This window comes from Halobacterium sp. MBLA0001 (assembly GCF_049705385.1).
In the GTDB taxonomy this organism is placed as follows: domain Archaea; phylum Halobacteriota; class Halobacteria; order Halobacteriales; family Halobacteriaceae; genus Halobacterium; species Halobacterium salinarum.
On the sequence record NZ_JBNAMQ010000007.1, the window covers coordinates 905,769 to 927,943 of the forward strand.

General features: G+C 70.2%; 19 protein-coding genes. 9 read left to right on the forward strand and 10 right to left on the reverse strand.

Annotated elements, in window-relative coordinates; all coding sequences use genetic code 11:
- The first annotated feature begins 76 nt into the window (after positions 1 to 76).
- From ACOZ32_RS05855 to ACOZ32_RS05865, 3 genes are all read left to right on the forward strand, one after another.
- Positions 77 to 223, forward strand: a complete 147-nt coding sequence (locus ACOZ32_RS05855; protein WP_012289109.1) for a rubrerythrin-like domain-containing protein — start codon at positions 77 to 79, stop codon at positions 221 to 223.
- 3 nt (positions 224 to 226) lie between these two features.
- A complete protein-coding gene (gene gdhB / locus ACOZ32_RS05860; RefSeq protein WP_010902074.1) occupies positions 227 to 1,516 on the forward strand; it encodes a glutamate dehydrogenase GdhB in 1,290 nt (429 codons plus the stop codon).
- Positions 1,517 to 1,584: 68 nt separating this feature from the next.
- Positions 1,585 to 3,201: an AMP-binding protein gene (locus ACOZ32_RS05865; RefSeq protein WP_012289110.1), complete on the forward strand. Its 1,617-nt coding sequence runs from the start codon at positions 1,585 to 1,587 to the stop codon at positions 3,199 to 3,201.
- Positions 3,202 to 3,216: 15 nt separating this feature from the next.
- Here the strand turns inward: ACOZ32_RS05865 and mutS (ACOZ32_RS05870) are convergent, their stop codons facing one another.
- Positions 3,217 to 5,832 carry a DNA mismatch repair protein MutS gene (mutS, locus tag ACOZ32_RS05870; protein WP_010902076.1) on the reverse strand — a complete coding sequence of 872 codons (2,616 nt, stop codon included), beginning with the start codon at positions 5,830 to 5,832 and terminating at the stop codon, positions 3,217 to 3,219.
- Positions 5,833 to 5,903: 71 nt separating this feature from the next.
- Positions 5,904 to 6,923, reverse strand: a complete 1,020-nt coding sequence (locus tag ACOZ32_RS05875; protein WP_010902077.1) for an AIR synthase family protein — start codon at positions 6,921 to 6,923, stop codon at positions 5,904 to 5,906.
- Between the two features lie 134 nt (positions 6,924 to 7,057).
- Here ACOZ32_RS05875 and psmA point away from each other — a divergent pair, with 134 nt between their 5' ends.
- On the forward strand, positions 7,058 to 7,819 hold the full coding sequence (gene psmA, locus ACOZ32_RS05880; protein ID WP_010902078.1) for an archaeal proteasome endopeptidase complex subunit alpha: 762 nt from the start codon (positions 7,058 to 7,060) through the stop codon (positions 7,817 to 7,819).
- Between the two features lie 68 nt (positions 7,820 to 7,887).
- On the forward strand, positions 7,888 to 8,220 hold the full coding sequence (locus tag ACOZ32_RS05885; protein WP_012289111.1) for a thioredoxin family protein: 333 nt from the start codon (positions 7,888 to 7,890) through the stop codon (positions 8,218 to 8,220).
- Here ACOZ32_RS05885 and ACOZ32_RS05890 read toward each other — a convergent pair whose 3' ends face one another.
- Together ACOZ32_RS05890 and ACOZ32_RS05895 are read right to left on the reverse strand one after the other, a co-directional pair.
- Positions 8,221 to 8,925 carry a hypothetical protein gene (locus ACOZ32_RS05890; protein ID WP_010902080.1) on the reverse strand — a complete coding sequence of 235 codons (705 nt, stop codon included), beginning with the start codon at positions 8,923 to 8,925 and terminating at the stop codon, positions 8,221 to 8,223.
- 151 nt (positions 8,926 to 9,076) lie between these two features.
- On the reverse strand, positions 9,077 to 9,706 hold the full coding sequence (locus tag ACOZ32_RS05895) for a DsbA family oxidoreductase (protein WP_136361074.1): 630 nt from the start codon (positions 9,704 to 9,706) through the stop codon (positions 9,077 to 9,079).
- A gap of 201 nt (positions 9,707 to 9,907) precedes the next feature.
- On the opposite strand from ACOZ32_RS05895, the gene nucS reads away from it, so the two are divergent.
- Positions 9,908 to 10,630: an endonuclease NucS gene (gene nucS / locus ACOZ32_RS05900; RefSeq protein WP_010902082.1), complete on the forward strand. Its 723-nt coding sequence runs from the start codon at positions 9,908 to 9,910 to the stop codon at positions 10,628 to 10,630.
- On the opposite strand, the gene mutS (ACOZ32_RS05905) is transcribed toward nucS, so the two are convergent.
- A complete protein-coding gene (gene mutS / locus ACOZ32_RS05905) occupies positions 10,602 to 13,193 on the reverse strand; it encodes a DNA mismatch repair protein MutS (protein ID WP_136361075.1) in 2,592 nt (863 codons plus the stop codon). The genes nucS and mutS (ACOZ32_RS05905) overlap by 29 nt on opposite strands.
- A 295-nt stretch (positions 13,194 to 13,488) precedes the next feature.
- On the opposite strand from mutS (ACOZ32_RS05905), the gene ACOZ32_RS05910 reads away from it, so the two are divergent.
- Positions 13,489 to 15,885 carry an amino acid permease gene (locus ACOZ32_RS05910; protein WP_136361076.1) on the forward strand — a complete coding sequence of 799 codons (2,397 nt, stop codon included), beginning with the start codon at positions 13,489 to 13,491 and terminating at the stop codon, positions 15,883 to 15,885.
- 5 nt (positions 15,886 to 15,890) lie between these two features.
- The gene (locus ACOZ32_RS05915) at positions 15,891 to 16,577 is read left to right on the forward strand and encodes a potassium channel family protein (RefSeq protein WP_010902085.1); all 687 of its coding nucleotides are present in this window, start codon (positions 15,891 to 15,893) and stop codon (positions 16,575 to 16,577) included.
- An 18-nt stretch (positions 16,578 to 16,595) separates the two neighbouring features.
- Here ACOZ32_RS05915 and ACOZ32_RS05920 read toward each other — a convergent pair whose 3' ends face one another.
- The 5 genes from ACOZ32_RS05920 to hop all read right to left on the reverse strand — a co-directional run bounded on the left by ACOZ32_RS05920 (position 16,596) and on the right by hop (position 21,226).
- Positions 16,596 to 17,336, reverse strand: coding sequence for a GNAT family N-acetyltransferase (locus tag ACOZ32_RS05920; protein WP_136361077.1), 741 nt, complete (start codon positions 17,334 to 17,336; stop codon positions 16,596 to 16,598).
- Between the two features lie 151 nt (positions 17,337 to 17,487).
- Positions 17,488 to 18,078 carry a 50S ribosomal protein L15e gene (locus ACOZ32_RS05925; RefSeq protein WP_010902087.1) on the reverse strand — a complete coding sequence of 197 codons (591 nt, stop codon included), beginning with the start codon at positions 18,076 to 18,078 and terminating at the stop codon, positions 17,488 to 17,490.
- 132 nt (positions 18,079 to 18,210) lie between these two features.
- Positions 18,211 to 19,191 (reverse strand): restriction endonuclease, encoded by a 981-nt coding sequence (locus ACOZ32_RS05930; RefSeq protein ID WP_010902088.1) that lies wholly within the window; start codon positions 19,189 to 19,191, stop codon positions 18,211 to 18,213.
- Between the two features lie 223 nt (positions 19,192 to 19,414).
- The gene (locus ACOZ32_RS05935; protein WP_136361078.1) at positions 19,415 to 20,317 is read right to left on the reverse strand and encodes a serine/threonine-protein kinase RIO2; all 903 of its coding nucleotides are present in this window, start codon (positions 20,315 to 20,317) and stop codon (positions 19,415 to 19,417) included.
- A gap of 84 nt (positions 20,318 to 20,401) precedes the next feature.
- Entirely contained in the window at positions 20,402 to 21,226 is an 825-nt protein-coding gene (gene hop / locus ACOZ32_RS05940) for a halorhodopsin (protein ID WP_010902090.1), read from the reverse strand.
- A 107-nt stretch (positions 21,227 to 21,333) separates the two neighbouring features.
- Between hop and ACOZ32_RS05945 the strand changes: the two genes are divergently transcribed.
- The gene (locus ACOZ32_RS05945; RefSeq protein ID WP_136361079.1) at positions 21,334 to 22,152 is read left to right on the forward strand and encodes a lipoate--protein ligase family protein; all 819 of its coding nucleotides are present in this window, start codon (positions 21,334 to 21,336) and stop codon (positions 22,150 to 22,152) included.
- The last annotated feature ends 23 nt before the right edge of the window (positions 22,153 to 22,175 follow it).

The following is a 22,175-nucleotide window of genomic DNA, read 5'->3' on the forward strand; positions in this document are numbered from 1 at the left end:
TCCACCATGACTCGGCGCAGGACGGGTGACTATTCAGCTAGCATAGCTATTGGTGGACGGCCACTACGGAGATGCGGTGGGACGAGACGCACCCACCGATCCGAACGCACAGGCCGCTTACGAGTGTCACATCTGTGGAGAAACCACCACCTCGGACACCCATCCGGGGGCGTGTCCGGACTGCGGGACAACCATGCGCAACCGGGCAACACCACTGGAGTGACCGATGGCCCAGACACCACCGCCGGAGTCCGCGCCCTCCACCGACAGCGAGCCCGAGACCGCCCTGGAGACCGCACGCCGCCAGCTGCAGGCGGCTGCCGAGCACGTCGACATCGCTGACGGCGTGATCGAGCGACTCACCCACCCTACGCGCGTGGTCCAGGTATCGGTGCCGGTCGAGCGCGACGACGGCACCGTCACGGTATACGACGGGTACCGTGCCCAACACGACGACGTACGCGGTCCATACAAAGGTGGGCTCCGCTACCACCCCGGTGTGAGCGCCGAGGAATGCGTCGGCCTCTCGATGTGGATGACTTGGAAGTGTGCCGTCATGGACCTGCCGTTCGGCGGCGCGAAAGGCGGCGTCGTTGTCGATCCGAAGACCCTCAGCGCCGACGAACACGAGCGACTGACACGGCGGTTCGCGGCGGAGCTCCGCGACGAGGTCGGTCCCAGCCAGGACATCCCCGCGCCGGACATGGGAACCGACGCACAGACGATGGCCTGGTTCATGGACGCCTACAGCATGCAACAGGGCGAGACTGTCCCGGGCGTCGTCACCGGGAAGCCGCCAGTTGCCGGTGGGAGCCACGGCCGCGCGGAGGCACCCGGCCGGAGCGTCGCCATCGCCACCAGGGAAGCGATCAACTACTACGACATCCCCATCGACGACGCGACCGTCGCCGTCCAGGGATACGGGAGCGTCGGAGCGAACGCTGCACTGCTGCTCGATGACTGGGGGGCACGCGTCGTCGCCGTCAGCGATGTCAACGGTGGCGTCCTCGACACTGATGGCCTCGATACACACGCGATTCCGTCGCACGGGAACCAGCCGGCGGCGGTGATGCGACACGACGCGCCGAACACACTCACCAACGAGGAGCTCCTCGAACTAGACGTCGATGTGGTGATCCCGGCTGCTGTCGGAAACGTAATCACCGCTGCCAACGCCGACCGCATTCAGGCCGACATCGTCGTTGAGGGGGCCAACGGCCCGACGACATCGGCCGCCGACCGAATCCTCGAGGAGCGCGCCGTGCCCGTGATCCCGGACATCCTCGCGAACGCCGGCGGGGTTACGGTGTCGTACTTCGAGTGGCTCCAGGACATCAACCGCCGGACGTGGTCGCCGGAGCGTGTTCGCGACGAACTCGAATCCGAGATGCTGTCCGCATGGAACGCCGTGCGCAGCGAGGTGGACGACGGAGACCTGAGCTGGCGGGACGCTGCCTACGTTGTCGCGCTGCAACGCATCGGCCGTGCGAAGGAAGCCCGTGGGCTCTGGCCCTGATCTGCACGGCGTTGGGTGTGCCCACACCCCAAACAACTATCACGGACGTTTGTGATGGTGGTGGTGTCATGCATCGACCCCTCCTCGTCACCGACTTCATCGACCGCGCGCGCACCTACTACGGCGACGAAACCGCCGTCGTCGCCACCACCGGCCGGCGGTACACGTACAGCGAGCTCGCCGACCGCGCCGACCGCTTTTCGGCGGTCCTCCAGGCGGCCGGCATCGACAGCGGCGACCGCGTCGCCGTCCTCGACCCGAACACCCACTACCACCTCGAAGCCGCCTACGGCGCGATGCAGCTGGGGGCCATCCACACGCCACTGAACTACCGGCTCACGCCCGACGACTACGCGTACATCCTCGCCGACGCCGGCGCGGACGCCATCTACGCCGACGCCGCGTACGCCGACCGCGTCGAGGCGGTCCGCGACCAGATCCCGACGACCACGTTCATCACCGACGACCCCGCCGCCGTCGACGGCGACTGGCAGGACGCCGACGCCCTGCTGGCCGACGCCGATCCCGACGACTACGACCGCCCCGATATGGCCGAGGACGACGTGATCACCATCAACTACACGTCCGGCACCACCGGGGACCCCAAGGGCGTCTGTCGCACCCACCGCAACGAAGTGGTGCACGCGCTGTTGTTGTCCACCCACCACACCATCACGGACACCGACACCTACCTCTGGACGCTGCCGATGTTCCACGCCAACGGCTGGGGGCACATCTTCGCCATCACGGGCGCTGGTGCCACCCACGTCTGCACGCGGGGCGTCGACGCCGCCAGCGTCTTCGACACCATCCAGGCCGAAGCCGTGTCGTACCTGTGTGCCGCCCCGACCGTCCTGAACATGCTCCTGGACTACCACGAGGCCCACGACGTCGCGGCCACTGGCGACGCCGACGTGCGGGTCGCCACCGCCGGCAGCGCGCCCCCGGAGGCGACGATCCGCGCCGTCGAATCGGCGCTCGACTGGTCGCTCATGCACGTCTACGGGGCCACCGAAACCGGCCCCCTGATCGCCACCTCCGACGCCGACCGACTGCTCGCCGCCGGGGGCGGCAGCCGCGCCGCGATGCAGAAACGCCAGGGCATCGGCCTGTTGGGCACCGAACTGCGCGTCGTCGACGAGCACGGCAACGACGTCCCCCGCGACAACGAGACCATCGGCGAGATCGTCGTCTCCGGCAACCAGGTGATGGACCGCTACTGGAACAAGCCCGACGCCACCGAGCGGGCGTTCACCGACCGCGTCGACGGCTACTTCCACATGGGTGATTTCGCGGTGGTCGACGACACCGGCTTCGTCTCGATCCTGGACCGCAAAAAGGACATCATCATCTCCGGCGGCGAGAACATCTCCTCCATCGAACTGGAGGACACGCTCTTCGAGCACGACGCCGTCGGCGAGGTCGCCGTCGTGCCCTCCCCCCACGACGACTGGGGTGAAACACCGAAGGCGTTCGTCGTCCCTGCCTCCGGGGACCCCAACAACCCCGGCGTCACGACCACCGCGCTCGTCGAGTACACCCGGGCGGAGCTGGCGTCGTTCAAGACGGTGCGGCGGGTCGAGTTCGTCGACGAACTCCCCACCACGGCCACCGGCAAAGTCCAGAAGTACGAGCTGCGTGCCGCGGAGTTCGCCGACGAGGAGTCGCTGGTCGGCCAGGGGTAACCCGGCGGCGGTGCCTCAGTCCTCCAGTCGGTCCTGCCAGGCCTGCACCGTCCCGAGCAGCTCGACCGGCGACGTTTCGGCCAGCTCCACGGTCCGGAGCTCGTCCAGGACGGCCGCCGCCTCGGGGTCGTCCGCCTCGCCGTCGTCGCCCGCGTCGTCGACGAACCCGCCGCTGTCCACGTCGAAGACGGCCTGCACCGACTCGCCGGCCGACCCCTTGGCTTCCACCGCGTTCTCCTCCCGGAGCCGATCGAGCACGCCGCGCGCGCGGTCCACGACCGGCTCCGGGACGCCCGCGAGGGCTGCCACGTGCACGCCGTACGATCGGTCGGTCGCGCCGTCCCGAACCGTCCGCAGGAACGTCACCGCGCCGTCGCGCTCCTCGGCGGCCACGTGGACGTTCACGACCGCGTCCAGGTGGTCGGCAAGCGCCGTCAGCTCGTGGTAGTGGGTGGCGAACAGGGTGGTGGCGCGCACCTCGTTGTGGAGGTACTCGGTCGCCGCCCACGCGATGGAGATGCCGTCGTAGGTCGCCGTTCCCCGCCCCACCTCGTCTAAGACCACCAGCGAGTCGCTGGTGGCGGCGTGCAGGATGCGGGACAGCTCTTCCATCTCGACCATGAACGTCGACCGCCCGCCAGCCAGCTCGTCGAGCGCGCCCACCCGCGTGTAAATCCCGTCCACCAGCCCGATGCGGGCGGCGTCCGCCGGCACGAAGCTCCCGACCTGCGCGAGCAACACGATCACCGCGACCTGGCGCATGTACGTCGACTTCCCGCTCATGTTCGGCCCGGTGACGACCTGGAAGCGCCGGCTCGCATCGAACCGTGCGTCGTTCGGGACGAACGACGTCGTCTGCTCGACCACCGGATGGCGGCCCGCGTCGATGTCGAGGCCGTCGCCGGCCACCAACTCGGGGCGCACCCACTGGTTCGCGGCGGCGTGCTCGGCCAAACTCACGAGCGCGTCCACCTCCGCGAGCGCCCGCCCCACGTCCTGCAGCACCGCCGCGCGCTCCCCCACCCGTTCGCGAAGCGCCGCGAACAACTCCCGTTCGAGCTCCGCGCGCTCGGCCTCGATGCGCAACACCTCGCGCTCGTGGCTGTCGAGCTCCGCCATGGTGTACCGGGTGGCGTTCTTCAACTGCTTGATCCGACGGTACGCGCCGTCCTCGCCGTCTGGCACGGCGTCGGTTTCGCTGTTCCCCACCTGGATGTAGTAGCCGTCGGTCTTGTTCCGGTCGACCTGCAGGTGGGTGATACCCAGGCGGTCTTTCTCCCGGTCGGCAAGCCCGTCCAGCCACGCCCGGTGCTCGTCGTGGGCCGCCAGCAGCTCGTCGAGCGCCTCGTCGTACCCCGCCTGGAGCAGGCCGCCCTCCGAGAGCGTCTTCGGTGGATCGTCCGCCAGTGCGTCCGCAAGCTCCGCTCGCACGTCGGCGGCGGCCGCCCGGTCGACCCGCGCCAGCACGTCTCGGGCCGGCGACTCCGCCAACTCGGGGGTCGTCGTGAGCGCGTCCGCCACGTCCGGCAGCGCCGCCAGCGTGTCCCGCACCCGCAGCAGATCGGTGGCGTCGGCGCGCCCGCTGGCGGCGCGACTGGCCAGCCGTTCGAGATCGTAGATCTCACCCAGCACGTCACCCAGCGCGTCTCGCGCGAGCGCGGCGTCCGCCAGCGCGCCCACCGCGGCCTGCCGGCGGTCCAGCTCCGCGCGGTCCCGGGTGGGGCGTGTCACCCACGCCGCGAGCCGGCGGCCCCCCGCCGCCGACGCGGTGTGGTCGATGGTCGCCAGCAGCGAGCCGTCGCTGCCGCCGGTCATCGTCTCGGTCAGTTCGAGGTTGCGCTGGGTCGTCGCATCCAGCTCCACGTGGTCGCCGCCGCCGAACGGCTGGATGCGGGACACCGACGCCAGCACGCCCTCGTCGGCGGCCGCGATGTAGCCCACCGCCGCGCCCGCCGCCCGCACCACCGGCCCGTCGGCGGCCACGCCCAGGCTCTCGATCACGCCGTCGCCGAACTGCTCGCGCACCCGGTGTGTCGCCCGCCCGGCGTCGAACGCGCCGGCGTCGTGCAGCGTCAGCGTCGCGTCCGTGCGCTCCCGGAGCACGCCCAGGAAGTCGTCGTCGCCGCGCAGCGCCGGCCCGGGCAACACCTCCGCGGGCGCGAACCGGTACAGCTCCGTGACCGCGTCCGCGCGGTCGGCGCCACGGGTCACGCGGAACTGCCCGGTCGTCACGTCCACGAACGCCAGCCCCCAGTCGCCGCCGGCCTCGCGCACGACCGCCGCCAGATACCGGGGGTCGGCGTCCGTCGACGCCAGCAGGGTGCCGGGCGTCACTACGCGCTCGATCTCGCGCTCGATGTCGCCCGCGTCGGTCTCGGACTGCTCGGCGACCGCGACCCGGTAGCCCCGTTCCACGAGCGCCGCCAGATACGGCGTCAGGTCGTCGACGGGCACGCCCGCCATCGGATACGACGACCCGTGGTTGGACTTCTCCGACACCTGCAGGTCAAGCACCGACGCGACCGTTCGCGCGTCCGCCGCGAAGAACTCGTAGAAATCACCCACCTGCATCGCCAGCAGGTCCGCGTCGGTCTCGGCTTTCAACGCCTGGAACTCGTCTACGATCCCCATCCCAGCGCCTCCGTTGGCATCACGTGGATGGTCGCAGCCACAGCCAAGAAGGCTTGCGGTGTGGTCGCCGCCTACGCGTCGTCGCCGTACCGGCTGCGTGCGGTCCGGTAGGCCGGCCACAGCGGGTCGGCCGCTGGCTCCGCCAGCGGGTCGCCGTCCACGGTGACGCCGCTGCCGGCCTCGACGACGCCAACGTCGGCAGCCGGGATGCCCTCGTCGCCCAGCGCCCCGAGCACCGCGTCGACGCTCCCGGGATCGACGGCGGCGATCACCGTGCCCTCACTGGACGCCGCCCACGCGTCCATCCCGAACTGCTCGCAGACCGCCCGCACCCCCGGCAGCACGGGGACGGCGTCCCGCGCGACCGACAGCCCGACACCGCTTGCGGCCGCCAGCTCGTGGAGGCCGTTGGCGAGCCCGCGCTCGGTGGCGTCGTGCATGGCTGTGACCTCGCCCGCCGCCGCCATCGTCGCGGCGTCACGCACCGGCGTGGCGTCCGCGAACCGGTCGCGGGCCGCCGCCGCGGCGGCCGCGCTGATCGGGAGGCGGTCCCCGAACAGCACACCGAGCATGCCCGTCGTCTCGACCGCCGGGCCCTTCGTGACCACCACGCGATCGCCGGGCTGCGCCCCCGTGGGCGTCACCACGTCCTCGGCGGCACCGACCGCCAGCGCCGTCGCGCCGCCGACCGTCGGGAACGAACACCCCTCGTAGGTGCCCGTGTGCCCGGTCGTCAGGCTCACGCCCAGCGCGCGCGCTTCGCGGTCGAACACCTCCCAGATCGCGTCGAACGTCTCCGTTGCGGTGTCCGGGGGTAGGTTCAGATCGACGGCCAGATGCGCGGGCGACAGCCCCGACAGCGCCACGTCACTCACGCAGATGTGGAACGCGAACCACGCCGCGCGCTCGATCCCCAGCGCCCGCAACACGAAGACGGGATCGGTCGCCATCGCCACCACGCTGTCGGCGATCGCAACCACCCCGAAGTCGGCACCGTACGTCGGCCCGAGGCGGACGTCGTCGCGGTCCGCGCCCGTCCGGCCCGCGATGTGGTCGTCGAAGAACCCCCGGCCGGCCTTCCCATCGTCCATGGCCGCGCTTCGGCGCCGCGCCACAAGAACCCCGGCGTGACGCCCCGCGGGTCGATCCGATATTGTTCCGGCGATCGACTACCGAAAGTCAAAGCCCTTTACGTTGCGGGGCACAACACGAACCCAAGGAAACCATGCAGGGTCAGAACCAGCAGCAGGCCTACGACCGGGGAATCACCATTTTCTCCCCTGACGGCCGGCTCTATCAGGTGGAATACGCGCGGGAAGCAGTGAAACGAGGGACGGCCAGCATCGGCGTGCGCACCCCCGAGGGTGTCGTTCTCGTCGTCGACAAGCAGACCCGTTCGCCGCTGCTCGAAGGCTCCAGCGTCGAGAAACTCCACAAGATCGACGACCACGTGGGCGCTGCCAGCGCCGGCCACGTCGCCGACGCCCGCCAGCTCGTGGACTTCGCACGCCAGCAGTCCCAGGTCGAGCGCGTGCGCTACGACGAGCCCATCGGCGTGCGCACGCTCACGAAGAGCGTCACCGACCACATCCAGCAGTACACCCAGGTCGGCGGCGCGCGCCCGTTCGGCGTTGCGCTCCTCATCGCTGGCGTCGAGGGCGGCGAACCCCGCCTCTTCGAGACCGATCCGTCCGGCACGTCCAACGAGTGGAAGGCCGTCGCCATCGGCTCCAACCGCGGGGACATCCAGGAGTTCCTCGAAGACGAATACGACGCCGGCCTCTCGGTCGACGACGGCATCGACCTCGCGCTGCGCGCCCTCAACGAGGGCCGCGAGGACGCCCTCAGCGGTGACGGCGTGGGTGTCGGGATCGTGGACGCCGACACCGGGACCTACCGCGAGCTCGCGGCCGACGAGTCCCAGTCGTACATCGACGACATCGAGGACGCCGCCGACGACAGCGACGACGACGACGACGAGGAGTAACGCCGTCGTCCCGGCAGCATCCCCCACCGGAACCAGTTCTTTTGCGTGCCCGCACCGTACCGGGAGTCGTGACTGTACAGCACCGCCGCCCCGATCGCGTCGCCGACAGCGACGACCTCGACGCCGCGATCGCGGGCGCTGACCGTGTTCTCGTGTTGTTCTACACCACCGGGTGTTCGTTGTGTCAGGCCATCGAACCCGTCGTCGGCAACGTCGCCCGCGACACCGGCGTGCCGGTGGTGATGGTCAACCCCGGCGACGACATCGGGCTCGTCGACGAGTGGGCGATCAGAAGCGTGCCCACGCTCGTGCTCGTCGAGGGCGGCACCGAGGTCGGGCGGCTCGCCGACGGGTTCCAGGGCGGGGACGCCATCGAGGCGTTCATCGCCGACCACGCGTAGTCACGCCGCGTCGTCGTCGGCCGGCGACGGCAGGTGGGGGTCGCGGTGTGGGGTCCGGCCGTACGCCGGCAGCCCGTCGGTGAGCTGGTCGGTGAGCACGCGCCGCAGTCGGTTGAGACTCGTCTGGTCGAGGTGGTGGTGGTCCGCGAGCCGCTGGAACGCGGGCTCGTCGGTGATGTCGTGGCGCTTGTAGCGGTCGAACAGCTCCGCCATCCGGCCCTGCGTGAGCTCCGCCCCGTCGAGGTCGTCCAGCCCGAGGTACTGGCGGCGGTCGATGTCGACGACGTGGCGGATGGCCACCAGCGCCACCTTCTCGATGGCGCGCTGGCTGCCGAACGCTGTGAGGTCGATGGTGTCCATCACGCCCAGGGCCACGTCGCGTTGCCAGGGCGTCACGCCGATCGCCGTGCACAGCGCCTGGGTCGTCCGCAGGCGATCCAGGCGGTGGGCTCGCTGGCTGGTGCCGTCGGTGGCGTGGTGGCGGCCCTCGTGGAGCCGGCGCACGCTGTCCGAGAGGTCGCCGTCCGGGGACTCCGGGCGGCCGATGACGGTCGCGCTCGGGGAGACAACACCCCACTGGCGCACCGTCGAGTCGCGGCGGGCTTCCGCGCGGGACAGCGACCCCGACCCTGCGCGTGCGTCGACAGCGCGGTCGCCGTCGTCCGGGTCCGTCCACTGGAGTCGCTGCCCCGCGTCTGCTGGCATACTCCCTGCTGGGTGCTTCCGGGGAATAAATCCTCGGCCCGGAGCCACGGCTGCCGGGTGTGGAACGCCGAGAATCCTCGCTCGTATCTACTCCTTGTCGCCAGAACCACTTAAACGGCGACGCGATGCGCCGCCCGCGGGCTCGCCGGCCCTAGACGCCTTCCACCAGCCGTTCGAGCTGGCTCGGGGGCACCGCGCCGCGAGCGCCGTGGCCGTCGTAGACGAACGTCGGCACGCCCGTGATGCCGGCCTCGCGGGCGTCCGCGAACTCGTCGCGCAGGCGATCCCGCCACGCCTCGTCGTCGACGACCGTCCGGATCTCCTCGCCGTCCAGCCCGACGCCGTCGGCGATGTCGGCCAGCACGTCGGCGTCGCCCACGTCGCGGTCGTCCGCCCAGAGCGCCGCGAACACGCCCTCGTCGAAGGCGAGCCACTGCTCCGGGAACGTCTCCTTGACGTACCGGGAGGCGACTTGCGCCCGGAAGCCGTCGACGTCGCCGACGAGGTCGGTGCTCATCTCGTCGGCACCGTACTCCTCGCGCAGCCGCTCGACGTTCTGCCGCGCCTCCTCGTAGTACGCCTCGTCCTTCCCGGAGTCGACACTCTCGTCGAGCGTGCCGTCCGGCCGCCGATGCCGGCTGCGCAGGTCGAACGGCTGCCAGTCGATTTCGAGGGCGGGTGCCGCGTCGTCGCGCGCCTCCCGGTAGGTTTCGAGTGACTGCCGCCCGAGATAGCAGAACGGACAGACGTAGTCCGAATACACCGTGATTGATCCCGTCACACCGCTCCGTACGACGGCGCAACAAAAGAACACGCCGACTCCGGGGGTGTGTGCCGACGGCGTGACCGTCGCTGCCGGGCATCGGATGGACCACAGAACACCGCGCGTCGCCGCTCGTATATACTCCTTGTCGCCAGAGACACTTAAACGACGGCGGGCTGCACCCGGTCGTTTTTCCACCCCGCAGGCAAACCCCCGCCCATGCCGCGAACGCTCACGGACCCCACCGCCGACCGTGCGGCCGCGTTCGCCACCGACGCCGCCGCCGACGGCCTCACCGTCTCCCTGATCGGCTCCTGCGTGGCCACGCTCACCGGGCGCTCGCAGCGCGACCTCGCGGCCGGCGTGCGCACCCTCCTCTGGAAGCCCGACGACACCGTGGTGGTCCACGGTGCCAGCGGCCGCGACCCCGACGCGTGGGCGTCCGGTGGCCCGGTCACCGTCGACGCCGCCGACGGTCTCACCGTCGCCTGCGACGGCGGCCACACCGCCGGCGCGCTGCGCGTCCGCTTCGACGCCGTCCACACAGCGACAGCGTTCGACGCCGCCGGCGCGGACGCCACCACGGTGTCCGGAACGGAGGCCGCGCTCAAAGACCGCGTGCTCGACACCCCGGATCTCGTCGAGCCCGGGTTCCAGCCGCTGGCCACCGAGCGCGACACGCCCGCCGGTCCCATCGACATCTACGGCCGGGACGCCGACGGCACCGTGACCGCCGTCGAGCTGAAAAACGTGCGCGCGGGCCCGGCGGCGGCCTCGCAGCTCCAACGGTACGTGGCCGCGCTCCGTCGCACCCTCCACGCCGACGCCACCGTGCGGGGCATCCTCGTCGCGCCCGCCGTCACCGCGAAAACCAGGCGGCTGCTGGCCGACCGTGGGCTGACGTTCTCGCCGGTCAGTCCACCCGGCTCGCGAGATCGTTGAGCACGTTCAACGCCTCGATGGGCGTCAGCTCCGCGACACTCACGTCACGCAGCTCCGCGACGATCCCGGCGGCCGCCCCGCGCTGGCCGTTCGCGTCCGCTGTGGGGGTCGTCCCGCCGTCGCCCCCGTCGGCCGTCGCAGGCGCATCGAGCAGCTCCCGGGCGCGGTCCACGACTGGCTCGGGGACGCCGGCGGTGCGCGCGACCTCCACCCCGTAGGAGGCGGTCGCAGCGCCCGCCCGCACCGCGTGCTCGAAGGCGACGCCGTCGTCCCCTCGGGTCGCCGCGAAATGCAGGTTCAGCGCGTCCGGCAGGCGGTCGGCGTCCGCCGTGAGTTCGTGGTGGTGGGTCGCGAACAGCGTCGTCGCCCCCACGGCGTCGTGGATGTGCTCGGTCACCGCGCGCGCGATCGCGAGCCCGTCGGTCGTCGCGGTCCCGCGGCCCACCTCGTCGAGCAACACCAGCGACTCGTCGGTCGCCGCGCGCAGGATCGACGCCAACTCGGTCATCTCCACCATGAACGTCGACCGCCCGCCCGCGATGTCGTCGCTGGCACCGACCCGCGTGAACACGCGATCCACCACCCGCAACTCGGCGGCCGCCGCCGGCACGAAACAGCCCGCCTGCGCCAACACCACGATCACCGCGACCTGGCGCATGTACGTCGATTTCCCGCTCATGTTCGGCCCGGTGATGACCGCAACCCGGCGGTCGTCGTTCAGGGTCGTGTCGTTCGGCACGAACCCGGACTCGGTGCGCTCGACCACCGGATGGCGACCCCCCTCGATGTGGATGCCGTCGCCGCCCATCACCGGCTTGGTGTAGTCGTGGGCGGCCGCCACGGCCGCAAACGACGCCAGCGCGTCCACCGCCGCAAGCGCGCGCGCCACGGCCTGCATCCGCTCGGCCGCCTCCGCCACCCGCTCCCGGATCCCGACGAACAGCTCGTACTCCAGGTCCTGGGCGCGCTGCTCGGCGCGCACGATCTCCTCCTCGCGTTCTTTCAGCTCCGGCGTGACGTAGCGCTCGGCGTTTTTCAGCGTTTGGCGGCGCTGGTAGTCCTCGGGCACCGCGTCCATGTTCGCCTTCGTCACCTCGATGTAGTAGCCGTGCACGGAGTTCTGGCCCACCTTCAGCGAGTCGACGCCCGTGCGCTCGCGCTCGCTTGCTTCGAGGTCGTCGACCCACTGTTTGCCCGCGCGCTCGGTCGCCCGCAGGTCGTCGAGGCGCTCGTCGTAGCCGTCCCGGATCACGCCCCCGTCGGTCAGCTCCTGTGGCGGATCCGCCACGATCGCGCGGTCGAGCAGCCCCCGGATCTCGGGGAGGTCATCGAGGGCTTCCCGAAGCGACTGCAGCTTCCGGGCGTCGGCGTCCGCCAGCAACCCCCGGACCTCCGGCACCACCGCCAGGGTGTCCGCAAGCGCCCGCAGGTCGCGGGCGTTCGCCCGCCCCCGGGACACCCGCGACACCAACCGCTCGATGTCGTAGACGTCCCGCAGGTGCTCGTGGAGTTCCTCCCGAGACAGGGGGTCCGCGACGAGCTCCCCGACGGCGTCGTGGCGCGCCGCGATGGCGTCCGAATCCACCAGCGGCCGGCGCAGCCAGTCGGTGAGCTTCCGGCGGCCCAGCGCGCACGCCGTCTCGTCGAGCACGTCCACCAGCGCCGTGCCGTCGGTCCCGTGGACGCTGCGCTGCTCGAACAGTTCGAGGCTGCGCAACGCCACGGCGTCCATCTGGAGGTGCTCCGTGGGACTGTACCGCGTCACGTGGTTCAAGTACGTGAGACGCTGGCTGTCGCCGGCTCCGCCCCGCGTGTACTCGGCGTACGACAACAACGCCCCACACGCCCGTAGTTCAGCGGCCGTCGGCAGCGCGTCCTCGCCGCCGAAGTAGTCGGCCACCCGCTCTCGGGCGGCCGCGGGCTCGAAGGCGTCGTCGTCGTACGCGGCGACGAACGCCTCGTCGGCGAACCGGTCGGCGTCGACCCCCGGTCCGACGACGAGTTCGGCGGGCGCGAACCGCCCCAGTTCGTCACGCACGCGCGCCTCGCCGCCGAGCCGTGTGGCATAACAGTCGCCGGTCGACACGTCGAGCAGCGCGAGCCCGAACCCGGCGTCGGCGTCCCGGCCGCCGGCCAGCGCCGCCACGAAGTTGTTGTCCGCGCCCCCGAGCAGTTCGTCCTCGGTGACGGTGCCCGGCGTCACCACCCGTGTCACGGCCCGATCCACCACGCCGCTCACCTCGTCCGGGTCCTGGACCTGGTCGGCAACCGCCACCCGATAGCCGGCGTCCAGCAGCGCCTCGATGTACGGCTCGGCGGTGTCGATGGGCACGCCCGCCATCGGATACTGGCCCGTGGAGTCCTCGCGCGCCGTCAGCGTCACCTCACAGATGCGGGCCGCCGTCTCCGCGGCCGCACAGAACAACTCGTAGAAATCCCCGACCTGGAACAACACCAGCGCGTCGTCGTAGCGCCGCGTGAGCTCGAAATACTGGCTCATCATCGGCGTCAGGTCGCCCTCGCTGGCAGCCATCGCGTCGGGGGGTCCAAGCGCCGCGTCCATGCACGGGAGCCAGCACCGCGACGCCGTTATGCCCACCGATCGCGGGGACAGTCGGGGTGCCATGGTGCCGCCCACCACGCGAATCCGAAACGCACATGCGCTCCGCTGCGCTCCCGCCACACGGATCCGTCACTCCTGTCGGTTCGACACTGACGCATCTCCCGCCGAGCCACAGTGCACCCGCTGCGACCCACCACACCAGTATGAGTGATCACACCACACACCCCGTCGCACCGTCCGCGTCCACAGCCCACCGCCGCCTCGTCGTCGCCCACCCGCCCGGAGGGTGGGGGTCGTGAGCAACACCGACCAGGAGCTCGCCCGCGACCTCGGCTTCCTCGAAGCCTACACCATCGGTCTCGGCACGATGATCGGGGCCGGCATCTTCGTGCTCCCGAAGATCGCCGCCGAACAGGCCGGCCCCGCCAGCATGGTGTCGTTTTTCGTCGGCGGCATGGTGTCGCTGTTCGCCGCGCTCTCGTTGTCCGAGCTCGCCACCGGCATGCCGAAAGCCGGCGGCAGCTACTACTACGTCAACCGCGCGCTGGGGCCGTTTTTCGGCAGCATCGTCGGCTGGGGGATGTGGGCCGGGCTGACGTTCGCGTCGGCGTTCTACATGATCGGGTTCGGCCAATACCTCCTGCCGGGACTGGGCGAGTACGTCGGCGTCCTCGCCGGCTGGGGGGATCTCGGGATCACCGTTGCCGCGCTCGCGATGGCCGCGCTTCTGACTGCCGTCAACTACTACGGCGTCAAAGAAACCAGCGCGCTCCAGAACGTCATCGTGCTCACGCTGGTCGGACTCGTGCTCGCGTTCCTCGGGCTCGGCGCGGTCACCGGCCCGACGATCACGGAGTTCAACCCCAACGGCTGGCCCGCGGTCGCCGCGACCGTCGGCACCGTCTACGTGACGTTCATCGGCTTCGAGGTGATCGCCACCAGCGCCGAGGAGATCAAAGACCCCAGCCGGAACCTCCCGCTGGCGATGATCGCCGCCGTCGTCACGCCCACCCTGATGTACGTCGGCGTGATGTTCGTCTCCACCGGTACGATCGACATCCCCGTGCTCGCGGGCTCCGACGTTCCGGTCGCGCTGGTCGCCCGTGAGATCTTCCAGCCGCTTGCCGGCGCGGTCTCCTGGCTCCCGTTCGTCTCCGTTCAGCCCGCCACCGCCGGCTCGGTCGGCGCGCTCGCAATGATCGTCGGCGCGGTGCTCGCGACCGTCTCCAGCGCCAACGCGAGCATCCTGTCGGCGGCGCGCGTGAACTTCGCGATGGGGCGGGACAAGATCCTCGTCAACTGGCTCAACGAAGTCCACGACCGATTCCGCACGCCGTACCGCGCGATCGCCGCGACGGGCGTCATCACGCTGCTGTTGATCGGGATCGGCGTCGGCGTCGGCACGCTGGCCGAGGTGGCGAGTTTCATGTACCTCGTCACGTACGCCCTCGTGCACGTCTCCGTGGTCGTGTTGCGGCGCGCGAACCCCGACACCTACGACCCGGCGTTCCGCATCCCCGCGGTGCTGTACCCGGTGGTGCCGGTGCTCGGCGCGGCGGCGTGCGTCGCGGTCCTCGTCCAGATGTCCGTGACGTTCTCCCCCATGACGATCGGGGTGGCGTCCGTCGCGGTCGTGCTGCCGGTGACGCCGACGCCGGTCGGCGCGATCGGCACCGTCCTGGTGGCGTTCGGGATCGCGTGGTACTACTGCTATGCCCGCGCCTGCGCGCCGAGTCAGAGCCTCGTCGGCGACGCACTCGCGCCGTCCTCGTCGCCGGACACGGACACACCCGACACCTACACCGTCGTGGTGCCGGTTGCGAACCCGGACACGGAACACGACCTCCTGCGCATGGCGGCCGCGAGCGCGCACGCTCACACCGACGCGCACGCCGAAGTCATCGCGGTGAACGTCATCGAGGTCCCCCGCCAGACGTCGCTGTCCCAGGACCTCGCCTTCGAAGAGGAGCGCGTCGAGCGCCAACAGGAGCTGCTCGACGCCGCCAGCGCGGCCGCCGCCGACCTGGACGTGCGCCTGCGGACGCGCGCCGTCGCCAGCCACGACACCGGGGCCGCCATCCTCGACGTCATCGAGGACACGGCCGCCGATCACGTGTTGCTCGGCTGGGGGGGCACGCGTCGCCGCGACCACGTCCTGGGGTCGACCATCGACCCCGTGGTCGGCCACGCGTCCTGTGACGCCACGCTCGTGCGCCTCGGGCCGGCCGCCGCCAGCGACGCCAGCGACATCATGGTGCTCGCCGGGGAGGGCCCACACGCGCCGGTTGCCGCCCGCCGCGCGGCCGAATTCGTCGCCGCCGACGAGACGGACGCGTCGCTGACGCTGCTGAACGTGCAGCCGCCCGCGGACGACGACGCCGACGCGTCGGCCACCGAGCGCGGGGCGGCGGTCATCGACGCCCTCGCGGAGCGCGCTGCCATCAAATATATGACCTATGACACCGAAGTAGTCGTCTCGACGGACACCGAGGCCGCCGTCATCGACGCCGCCGCCGACTTCGATATGGTTTACGCCGGCGCAACGCGCTCGGGGCCGGTGTCCCAGGCCGTCTTCGGCTCGATCCCGGAGGCCGTCGGTGCGGGCGTCGATCAAACCGTCGTCATGGCGCGCGGCCCGGACAACACACCAATGTCAGTACGTGACGCGATCACACGACGGTTCGGGGGATAGCTCGCATGTATCTCATCATCGTGGGTGCCGGCGACATCGGCACCCCGCTCATCGACGTCGCCACCCGGTCGGGCAACGAGGTCGCAGTCATCGAGCGCGACGACAGCCGCGCCGCCCGGGCGGCAGACGACTACGACTGCCTCGTGTTGCACGACGACGCCACGATCAAAGACACGCTGGCTGACGCCGGCGCCGGGCGCGCCGACGCCATCATCTCCACCACCGACCAGGACGCCACCAACATCATGGTGTGCCTGCTGGCCGCGGAGTTCGACATCCCCGCGATCCTCTCCGTGGTCCACAACCCCGAACACATGGGGGTCTTCGAGCGCATCGGCGTGAGCACGATGGAAAACCCCCAGCAGCTCATCGCCGAATACCTCTACCGGGCCGTGACGCGTCCCGCGATCGTCGATTACATGCGCATCGGCGACCACGCCGAGGTCTTCGAGATCAGCGTCACCGACTCGGCACCCGTCGCCGGCACGACCCTCCAGGAGGCCGCGAACACGGGCGCGCTCCCCGACGACGTGCTGGTCGTCGCCATCGAGCGCGACGGTGACGGCGACCCCATCACGCCCCGCGGGGACACCGTCATTCAGGCCGGCGACCTCCTCACGGTGTACTCCGGGGTGGGCGCGAACCCGTCGGTCACGGATGCCTTCGGACACAACGAGGACGCCACCGGATAGCGCCCCCCGGGCGCGTGGCTACAGCCGGTAGGCCATCATCACCTCGTCGACGTACGCCTCGTCAAGCTGGTAGTGGTCGGCGCGGCGGGCTTCGCGCTCCCAGCCACGGGATTCGAGGAACCCGATGGCGGCGTCGTTCGTCGCCGGCACGCTGTTGTAGAGTTTCTCGTAGCCCCGGCTGGCGGCCCACTCCAGCCCACGCTCCAGCAGGTAGCCGCCGATCCCGTGGCCTTGGTAGGCGTCGATCACGCCGACAGTGAGGGTGGCGGTGTGTGCGAGCTTCGCCAGCTCGGAGCCGACCAGGTGCACCCACCCAACGACCGCCTCGTCGACGGTCGCGACGAAGAACATGCGTTCCTCAACGTCGTTGTGCCGCAACAACACTTCCTCGTGGTCGACGATGTCGGCGACGGATTCGGCCTCGATGTACGTGCGGTCGTCGGCGACCTGCCGTATCGCCCCGACGAGCCCGGACAGATCCCCCTGTCGCGCCGGGCGAACGACCACCTCGATGCCGTCGCTGCGGTGGGTCTCGGCCGCCACGTCGGCGTCGAAGGCGACGGTGACGGCCTCGTCGTCCACGCGCAGGAACCCGTCCCGCTGGAGGATGGCGACGTGGTGGCGGATGCCCCGCGGGGACAACGGCATCGCCGCTTCGAGGTCGTCGTACGTGCACTCGCCGTGGCGCTCGACGTAGTTGTAGAGGCGCTTCTGGTCGTCGTGGTCGAACGCGAGCTCCGTCTCGGCGGTGTCGCTCATACGTTCGTGTACGCAGTCCGATCACTTAGTGGTTTGTCGTGTCTTCACATGGCATGCCCGGTGGCTGGGACACGGCCACGCTCCGTACTCACGCCGCGGGACCGCGACTGCTGGCCCGCGACACACCGCAGAAATCGGCCGCCCGCTCGCGCTACGACTTGTTGCGCTTGTCGGCGTTCGTCGACGGGCGCAGGCCCTCGGTGCCCTTGCCGCGGTTCTGGAGGCCACGCGCGCGTCGTCCCGCGCTCGTCTTCCCACGGAACACGCGGTTCTTGTGGCTGTCGTCGCAGATCCAGTTCAGATCGTCGTCGTTCTGGATCGCGCCGTGCTCCGGGTCCAGGAGGATCGCTTCGAACCACTTCTGGGAGCCGTCCTCACCGACCCAGTAGGAGTTCAGCGTCCGGAGGTTCACGTACTTCCGGCTGGCGCGCTCCTCGGCGATGCGCTGGAGGTTCTTCGCGCGACCGATGCGGTTGACGCCCTGGCGCTTCGTGCGGCGACCCGCCTTGAACCGGGACTTCCGGGCGGTCCCCTTGCGCACGCTCACGCGCACCACGACGACGCCCTGCTTGGCCTTGTAGCCCAGCTCGCGGGCCTTGTCGAGGCGCGTCGGGCGGTCGACCCGTTCGATCGCGCCCTCCTTGCGCCAGTCCTGCTTGCGCTGCCACTGCAGCTCGGCGAGCTTCCCGTCGTCGGGATCCTCCCACGCTTCCTTGATGTGCGAATAGAAACTTCGTGCCATTGTTCTGTGTCCGCGGGCGTTGTGTGGTTCAATTCCCGGCGCACCGAGAATCACATCCCGGCCCGACGCGTCGTCAGGCGCCCGCTGGAGCCCGCCACCAGCGAGTTACCGTTCGGTACTCCACCGGCGGGGTTAAGAACTTCGGAACGACGCCACGTCCGTGCTGAGATCGTCGGCACGCTGGAAGCGCAGCCCCGGCCCGCCGTACCGCTCAACCAGCGTCGCCCCGTCGAAGTCGGCGGGTGCCTGGAACACCACGATCCCACGCGCCGTGCCGTTCGCCGGCACCTGCTTGGGGAGCTGTGCCGCCCGGAACGCCGTGGACGCGTTGGTGAACGACTGCGGCGACCGGAACGTCCCGTTGGCCGCGAGCGCCACCGTCTCGTCTCGGATCGTCACGGGCTCGCTGCCGGTCGCCGTCGCTTCGAAGGCCACCACCACGAACGTCTGGCCCGCCGGCGCGGTGTAGTTCCTGATCTCACCCCGGGGTTGTGCCGTCCACCGCACCGTCGCCGTCGGGGCGTCCGCGTCGGACAACGACAGCGCCGTGATCGGCTGTCCGCTCGCCGAGCCGGCCCGCAACTCGTCGACGAACGGCACCGACCCGAGCAGCGTCGGCCCCACGAACACCGCCGCCGCCACGACCAGGGCCGCCACCAGGATCGGGATCACCGGCACCCCGGTCGGCACCGACACCGGCAGCGACGGCAAGCGACCGCCCCCACCGCCGCCACCGCCCGTGTACTCCGTCACCATCTCTTCGACGCCCTCCTCGCGCACCGAGTTCGCCAACTCGTTCGGGTCGAGGAGGTGGATGTCCTCGGAGTCGGCGGCCGTCCGCGCGCCCGTCGTGAACCGCCCCAGCGTCGCCATCACCCGGACGTCGACGCCCTGCTTGTCGCAGAACGCGAGGAAATCCTCGACCTCCGAGGCGTCGACTTCCGTTCCGTCGTCCGGGCGCACGCCCATGAGCCCGCGCGTCCCCGAGTCCTTGTCCCCGGCCACCAGGTACGTGCCGTCGTCGTTTTCGGTCACCGACGTCTCCCAGCCCTTCTCCGCCCAGAACGCGGCCAGGAACTCGGGGAACGCCGACGCCTGCATCTCATCGAACATTACGATGCCTCCATGCCTGCGTTGGTGGTCCAGCCACGCCCGCTTGCTGTCTCGGTGTCGCCACCGCACCCGGCCCGCCGCGTCGTGGCTGCTGGCCCAATTCGGTCCATGAGTGAAACTCCGCGTTGGAACGCCGTTGCCGCGCCCGCGGTATAAATACGCGGGTGTCTGTCGGTCACACGTCACGTCCCGCGCCGCACCCGGCGGTGGTGGGCGCTCGCGTTCAGTGCTCGGTGACCGACGCGAACGCGTCGTCGGCGACCGCCCCAACGACGGCGTCGTGGTCGACTGCCGGCACGTCACTGGGGTATTTCTGGCGGAAATACTGGACGATGTTCTCCACGTCCCGCGCCAGCAACTCGCGGGCGTTCTCGTGGTCGGTCGGCGTCGCCTGGGGCCAATCGAACAACACGACGCCGTCCGAATCCACGAACACGTTGTACTCGCTGACGTCGGCGTGGACGTACCCCTCGCGGTACGCCGCCGCGACCTCCCGCAGGATCAGATCCAACACGCCGCTCGCCTGCTCGGGGTTCAGCTTCGCGTTCGACAGCTCGGTGCCGCTGACCTTCTCCATCACGATGGCGTGGCGGTTGTGATCGACCGGCCGCGGCACGTTCACGGTCGGGTACAGCGCCTCCAAGGCGTCGTACTCGCGCTCGGCGGCCTTCCGTGCGGTGTACTGCCACGACGTGTGTTCTTTCTCGCTGGTGTAATCCCGGCCCCGGTGGACCTCCCGGAACTGCGTGTACCCCTCGCGGTGGAACTTCAGCGCCATCGGCCGAAACGACTGCACCTCGTAGACGTCGCTCTCCTTGCCGACGCCGAGGGGCGCGCCGAACCCCTCGACGCTGTCCCGCTCGGCGAACGTGTGCAACGCCAGCACGTCGTAGCCCGCGAACGTGAGCTGGACGCCCTCGTACTGGATGGTCTTCCGTTCGAGGAACTCCCGGTCGAGCATCCTGTCGAGCCGGTAGTCGACCTCCTCGGGCGTGAGCCGCGAGAACTCCGGCAGCTTCTCGCGGCTCACCCACTCCGAGAACCGCATCCCGTGCTCGACGCCCGACAGCAGGTGGAAGTCCTCCGGGTCGAGGGCAGCGATCTCGTCGGCGACGTTCCGCACCATTCACTCACGCGTAGTCGGCCACCGGGTATAAGCCTCCTGAAGCGCACAGCCGCCGCGATCAGCCGGCCGCCGTCCTGGCGGCGCTCAGTCGTCGCTTGACATGGTGCCAAGCGTCTGGCCGGCGACCGCCACGGTCCGCTCGTTGTTCGCCACCCACCGCAACAGGATGAACGCGAAGACGTACTTCGCGAAGACGTCAAGCACCGAGTACGCCCAGGACGTAACTCCCACGGACTGCACGAGCGCCAGCCCCTCCACGCCGACCGCCCACACGATGGGGTATCCGAGCCAGAGCACCACCGTGAGCACGCGCAGCGTGTCGAAGATCTCCGCGGTGCCGGCGCTCGACGCCGACGCCGCCCAGTCGGTCACTAGGGCGGACAACACCACCACGAAGAACGCGCAACTGATCGCGTAAAACGCCCACCGGAAGAGCAGCGCCGACGTGGTCATCGCCGCCGCCAACCCCGTCACGCACATCCCGATGTCGGCCGCGATCACGGTAAACAGACTGCCGAGATCGACGTCCGCCAGCAGCCCCAGCGCCAGCAGTATCATCGGCGTCGACAGCGCCCACGTGAGATACCGCCCCCACTGACTGCGCACCATCTCGCCGGCCAGCGCGTGCCCGGCGGGCATCTCGATCATCCCCACGGTGAGCCCCGACAGCAGCCCGAGGTAGCTGGAGATCGACACCAGCGGGATCATCAGCGTCGCCCCCCAGATGAGCCGCGGTCGTCCCGGTCTGATGGTGCGTCCCATATACACGAACACGAGGATCGCGATCCCCGCGAGCGCGACGTTCACCCACAGCGACGAACTCAACAGCGCGTTCTCGCGGACCGCGGCCGCCGATTGCGCGCCCAGCACCCCCGCATCGACCACACCGGGTACACTCGTGATTGACATGTGTTCGGAAGGACACGGCACGCCATTAAATAACCTCCCCCAACTCACGAGACGCCCCGGCCCCAGGGTGACGAACCGCTTTTCTTGCTCCCCCGGAAAGCACGCGCATGGACTTGGCCGACCGCGACTGGCGGTTGATTCGCGAGGACACCCGCCCCGGGCCGATGCAGATGGCCCTCGACGAGATCGCCGCCCAGACGGCCGCCGACGGCGGCCCCCGTACGGTCCGCGTCTACACCTGGACGCCGGACACGCTCTCGATGGGGTACCGCCAGGCCACCGACTCCGTCGACTGGGCGGCCGCCGCGGACGCCGGCATCGACGTGACGCGCCGCCAGACCGGCGGCGGCGGCATCTACCACGACGCACACGCCGACATCTCTTACTCCATCGTCGCGCCCGCCGACGAACTCCCCGGGGACCTCATGGACACCTACGAGCTGCTCTGTACCCCCGTCTTCGACGCCTTCGACCGGCTCGGCATCGACGCCCGGTTCACCGACACCGAACAGCCGGCGCTCCACCAGCCGGCCTGTTACCTCCGCGCACTCAACCCCGCCCACGACATCGTCGCCGGCGATCCCGGCCGCAAGATCAGCGGGAACGCCCAGTACCGCCGGGCGGACGCGGTCATCCAGCACGGCTCGCTCAGCTTCGCGCTCGACGCCGAGCGCCACCTCTCGGTGTTCTCGGACCCCGACACCACGCCCGCGGCGTTCCGCGAGCACGTGACCACGATCGAATCCCAGGCCGGCGTCGACCGGGCCGACGCAGTCACGGCCGTCGAGCGGGCGCTCGGTGAGTGGGCGGACGCCGACGAGGGGGAGTGGACCGACGCGGAACTGGCGCGCGCCCGGGACCTCGCCGCCGAGAAGTACGCCGCCGACGCGTGGGTGCGGGATCGAACCGCGCCCGGCGACGCATAACCCCACCGTCTCCGAAGCCGCTA

Coding starts and splice junctions, on each gene's coding strand:
- gdhB (WP_010902074.1), top strand. CDS start 227: ATGGCCCAGACACCACCGCCGGAGTCCGCGCCCTCCACCGACAGCGAG.
- hop (WP_010902090.1), bottom strand. CDS start 21,226: ATGTCAATCACGAGTGTACCCGGTGTGGTCGATGCGGGGGTGCTGGGC.
- nucS (WP_010902082.1), top strand. CDS start 9,908: ATGCCGCGAACGCTCACGGACCCCACCGCCGACCGTGCGGCCGCGTTC.
- ACOZ32_RS05865 (WP_012289110.1), top strand. CDS start 1,585: ATGCATCGACCCCTCCTCGTCACCGACTTCATCGACCGCGCGCGCACC.
- ACOZ32_RS05890 (WP_010902080.1), bottom strand. CDS start 8,925: ATGCCAGCAGACGCGGGGCAGCGACTCCAGTGGACGGACCCGGACGAC.
- ACOZ32_RS05925 (WP_010902087.1), bottom strand. CDS start 18,078: ATGGCACGAAGTTTCTATTCGCACATCAAGGAAGCGTGGGAGGATCCC.
- ACOZ32_RS05875 (WP_010902077.1), bottom strand. CDS start 6,923: ATGGACGATGGGAAGGCCGGCCGGGGGTTCTTCGACGACCACATCGCG.
- mutS (WP_010902076.1), bottom strand. CDS start 5,832: ATGGGGATCGTAGACGAGTTCCAGGCGTTGAAAGCCGAGACCGACGCG.
- psmA (WP_010902078.1), top strand. CDS start 7,058: ATGCAGGGTCAGAACCAGCAGCAGGCCTACGACCGGGGAATCACCATT.
- ACOZ32_RS05920 (WP_136361077.1), bottom strand. CDS start 17,336: ATGAGCGACACCGCCGAGACGGAGCTCGCGTTCGACCACGACGACCAG.
- ACOZ32_RS05915 (WP_010902085.1), top strand. CDS start 15,891: ATGTATCTCATCATCGTGGGTGCCGGCGACATCGGCACCCCGCTCATC.
- mutS (WP_136361075.1), bottom strand. CDS start 13,193: ATGGACGCGGCGCTTGGACCCCCCGACGCGATGGCTGCCAGCGAGGGC.
- ACOZ32_RS05930 (WP_010902088.1), bottom strand. CDS start 19,191: ATGTTCGATGAGATGCAGGCGTCGGCGTTCCCCGAGTTCCTGGCCGCG.
- ACOZ32_RS05935 (WP_136361078.1), bottom strand. CDS start 20,317: ATGGTGCGGAACGTCGCCGACGAGATCGCTGCCCTCGACCCGGAGGAC.
- ACOZ32_RS05945 (WP_136361079.1), top strand. CDS start 21,334: ATGGACTTGGCCGACCGCGACTGGCGGTTGATTCGCGAGGACACCCGC.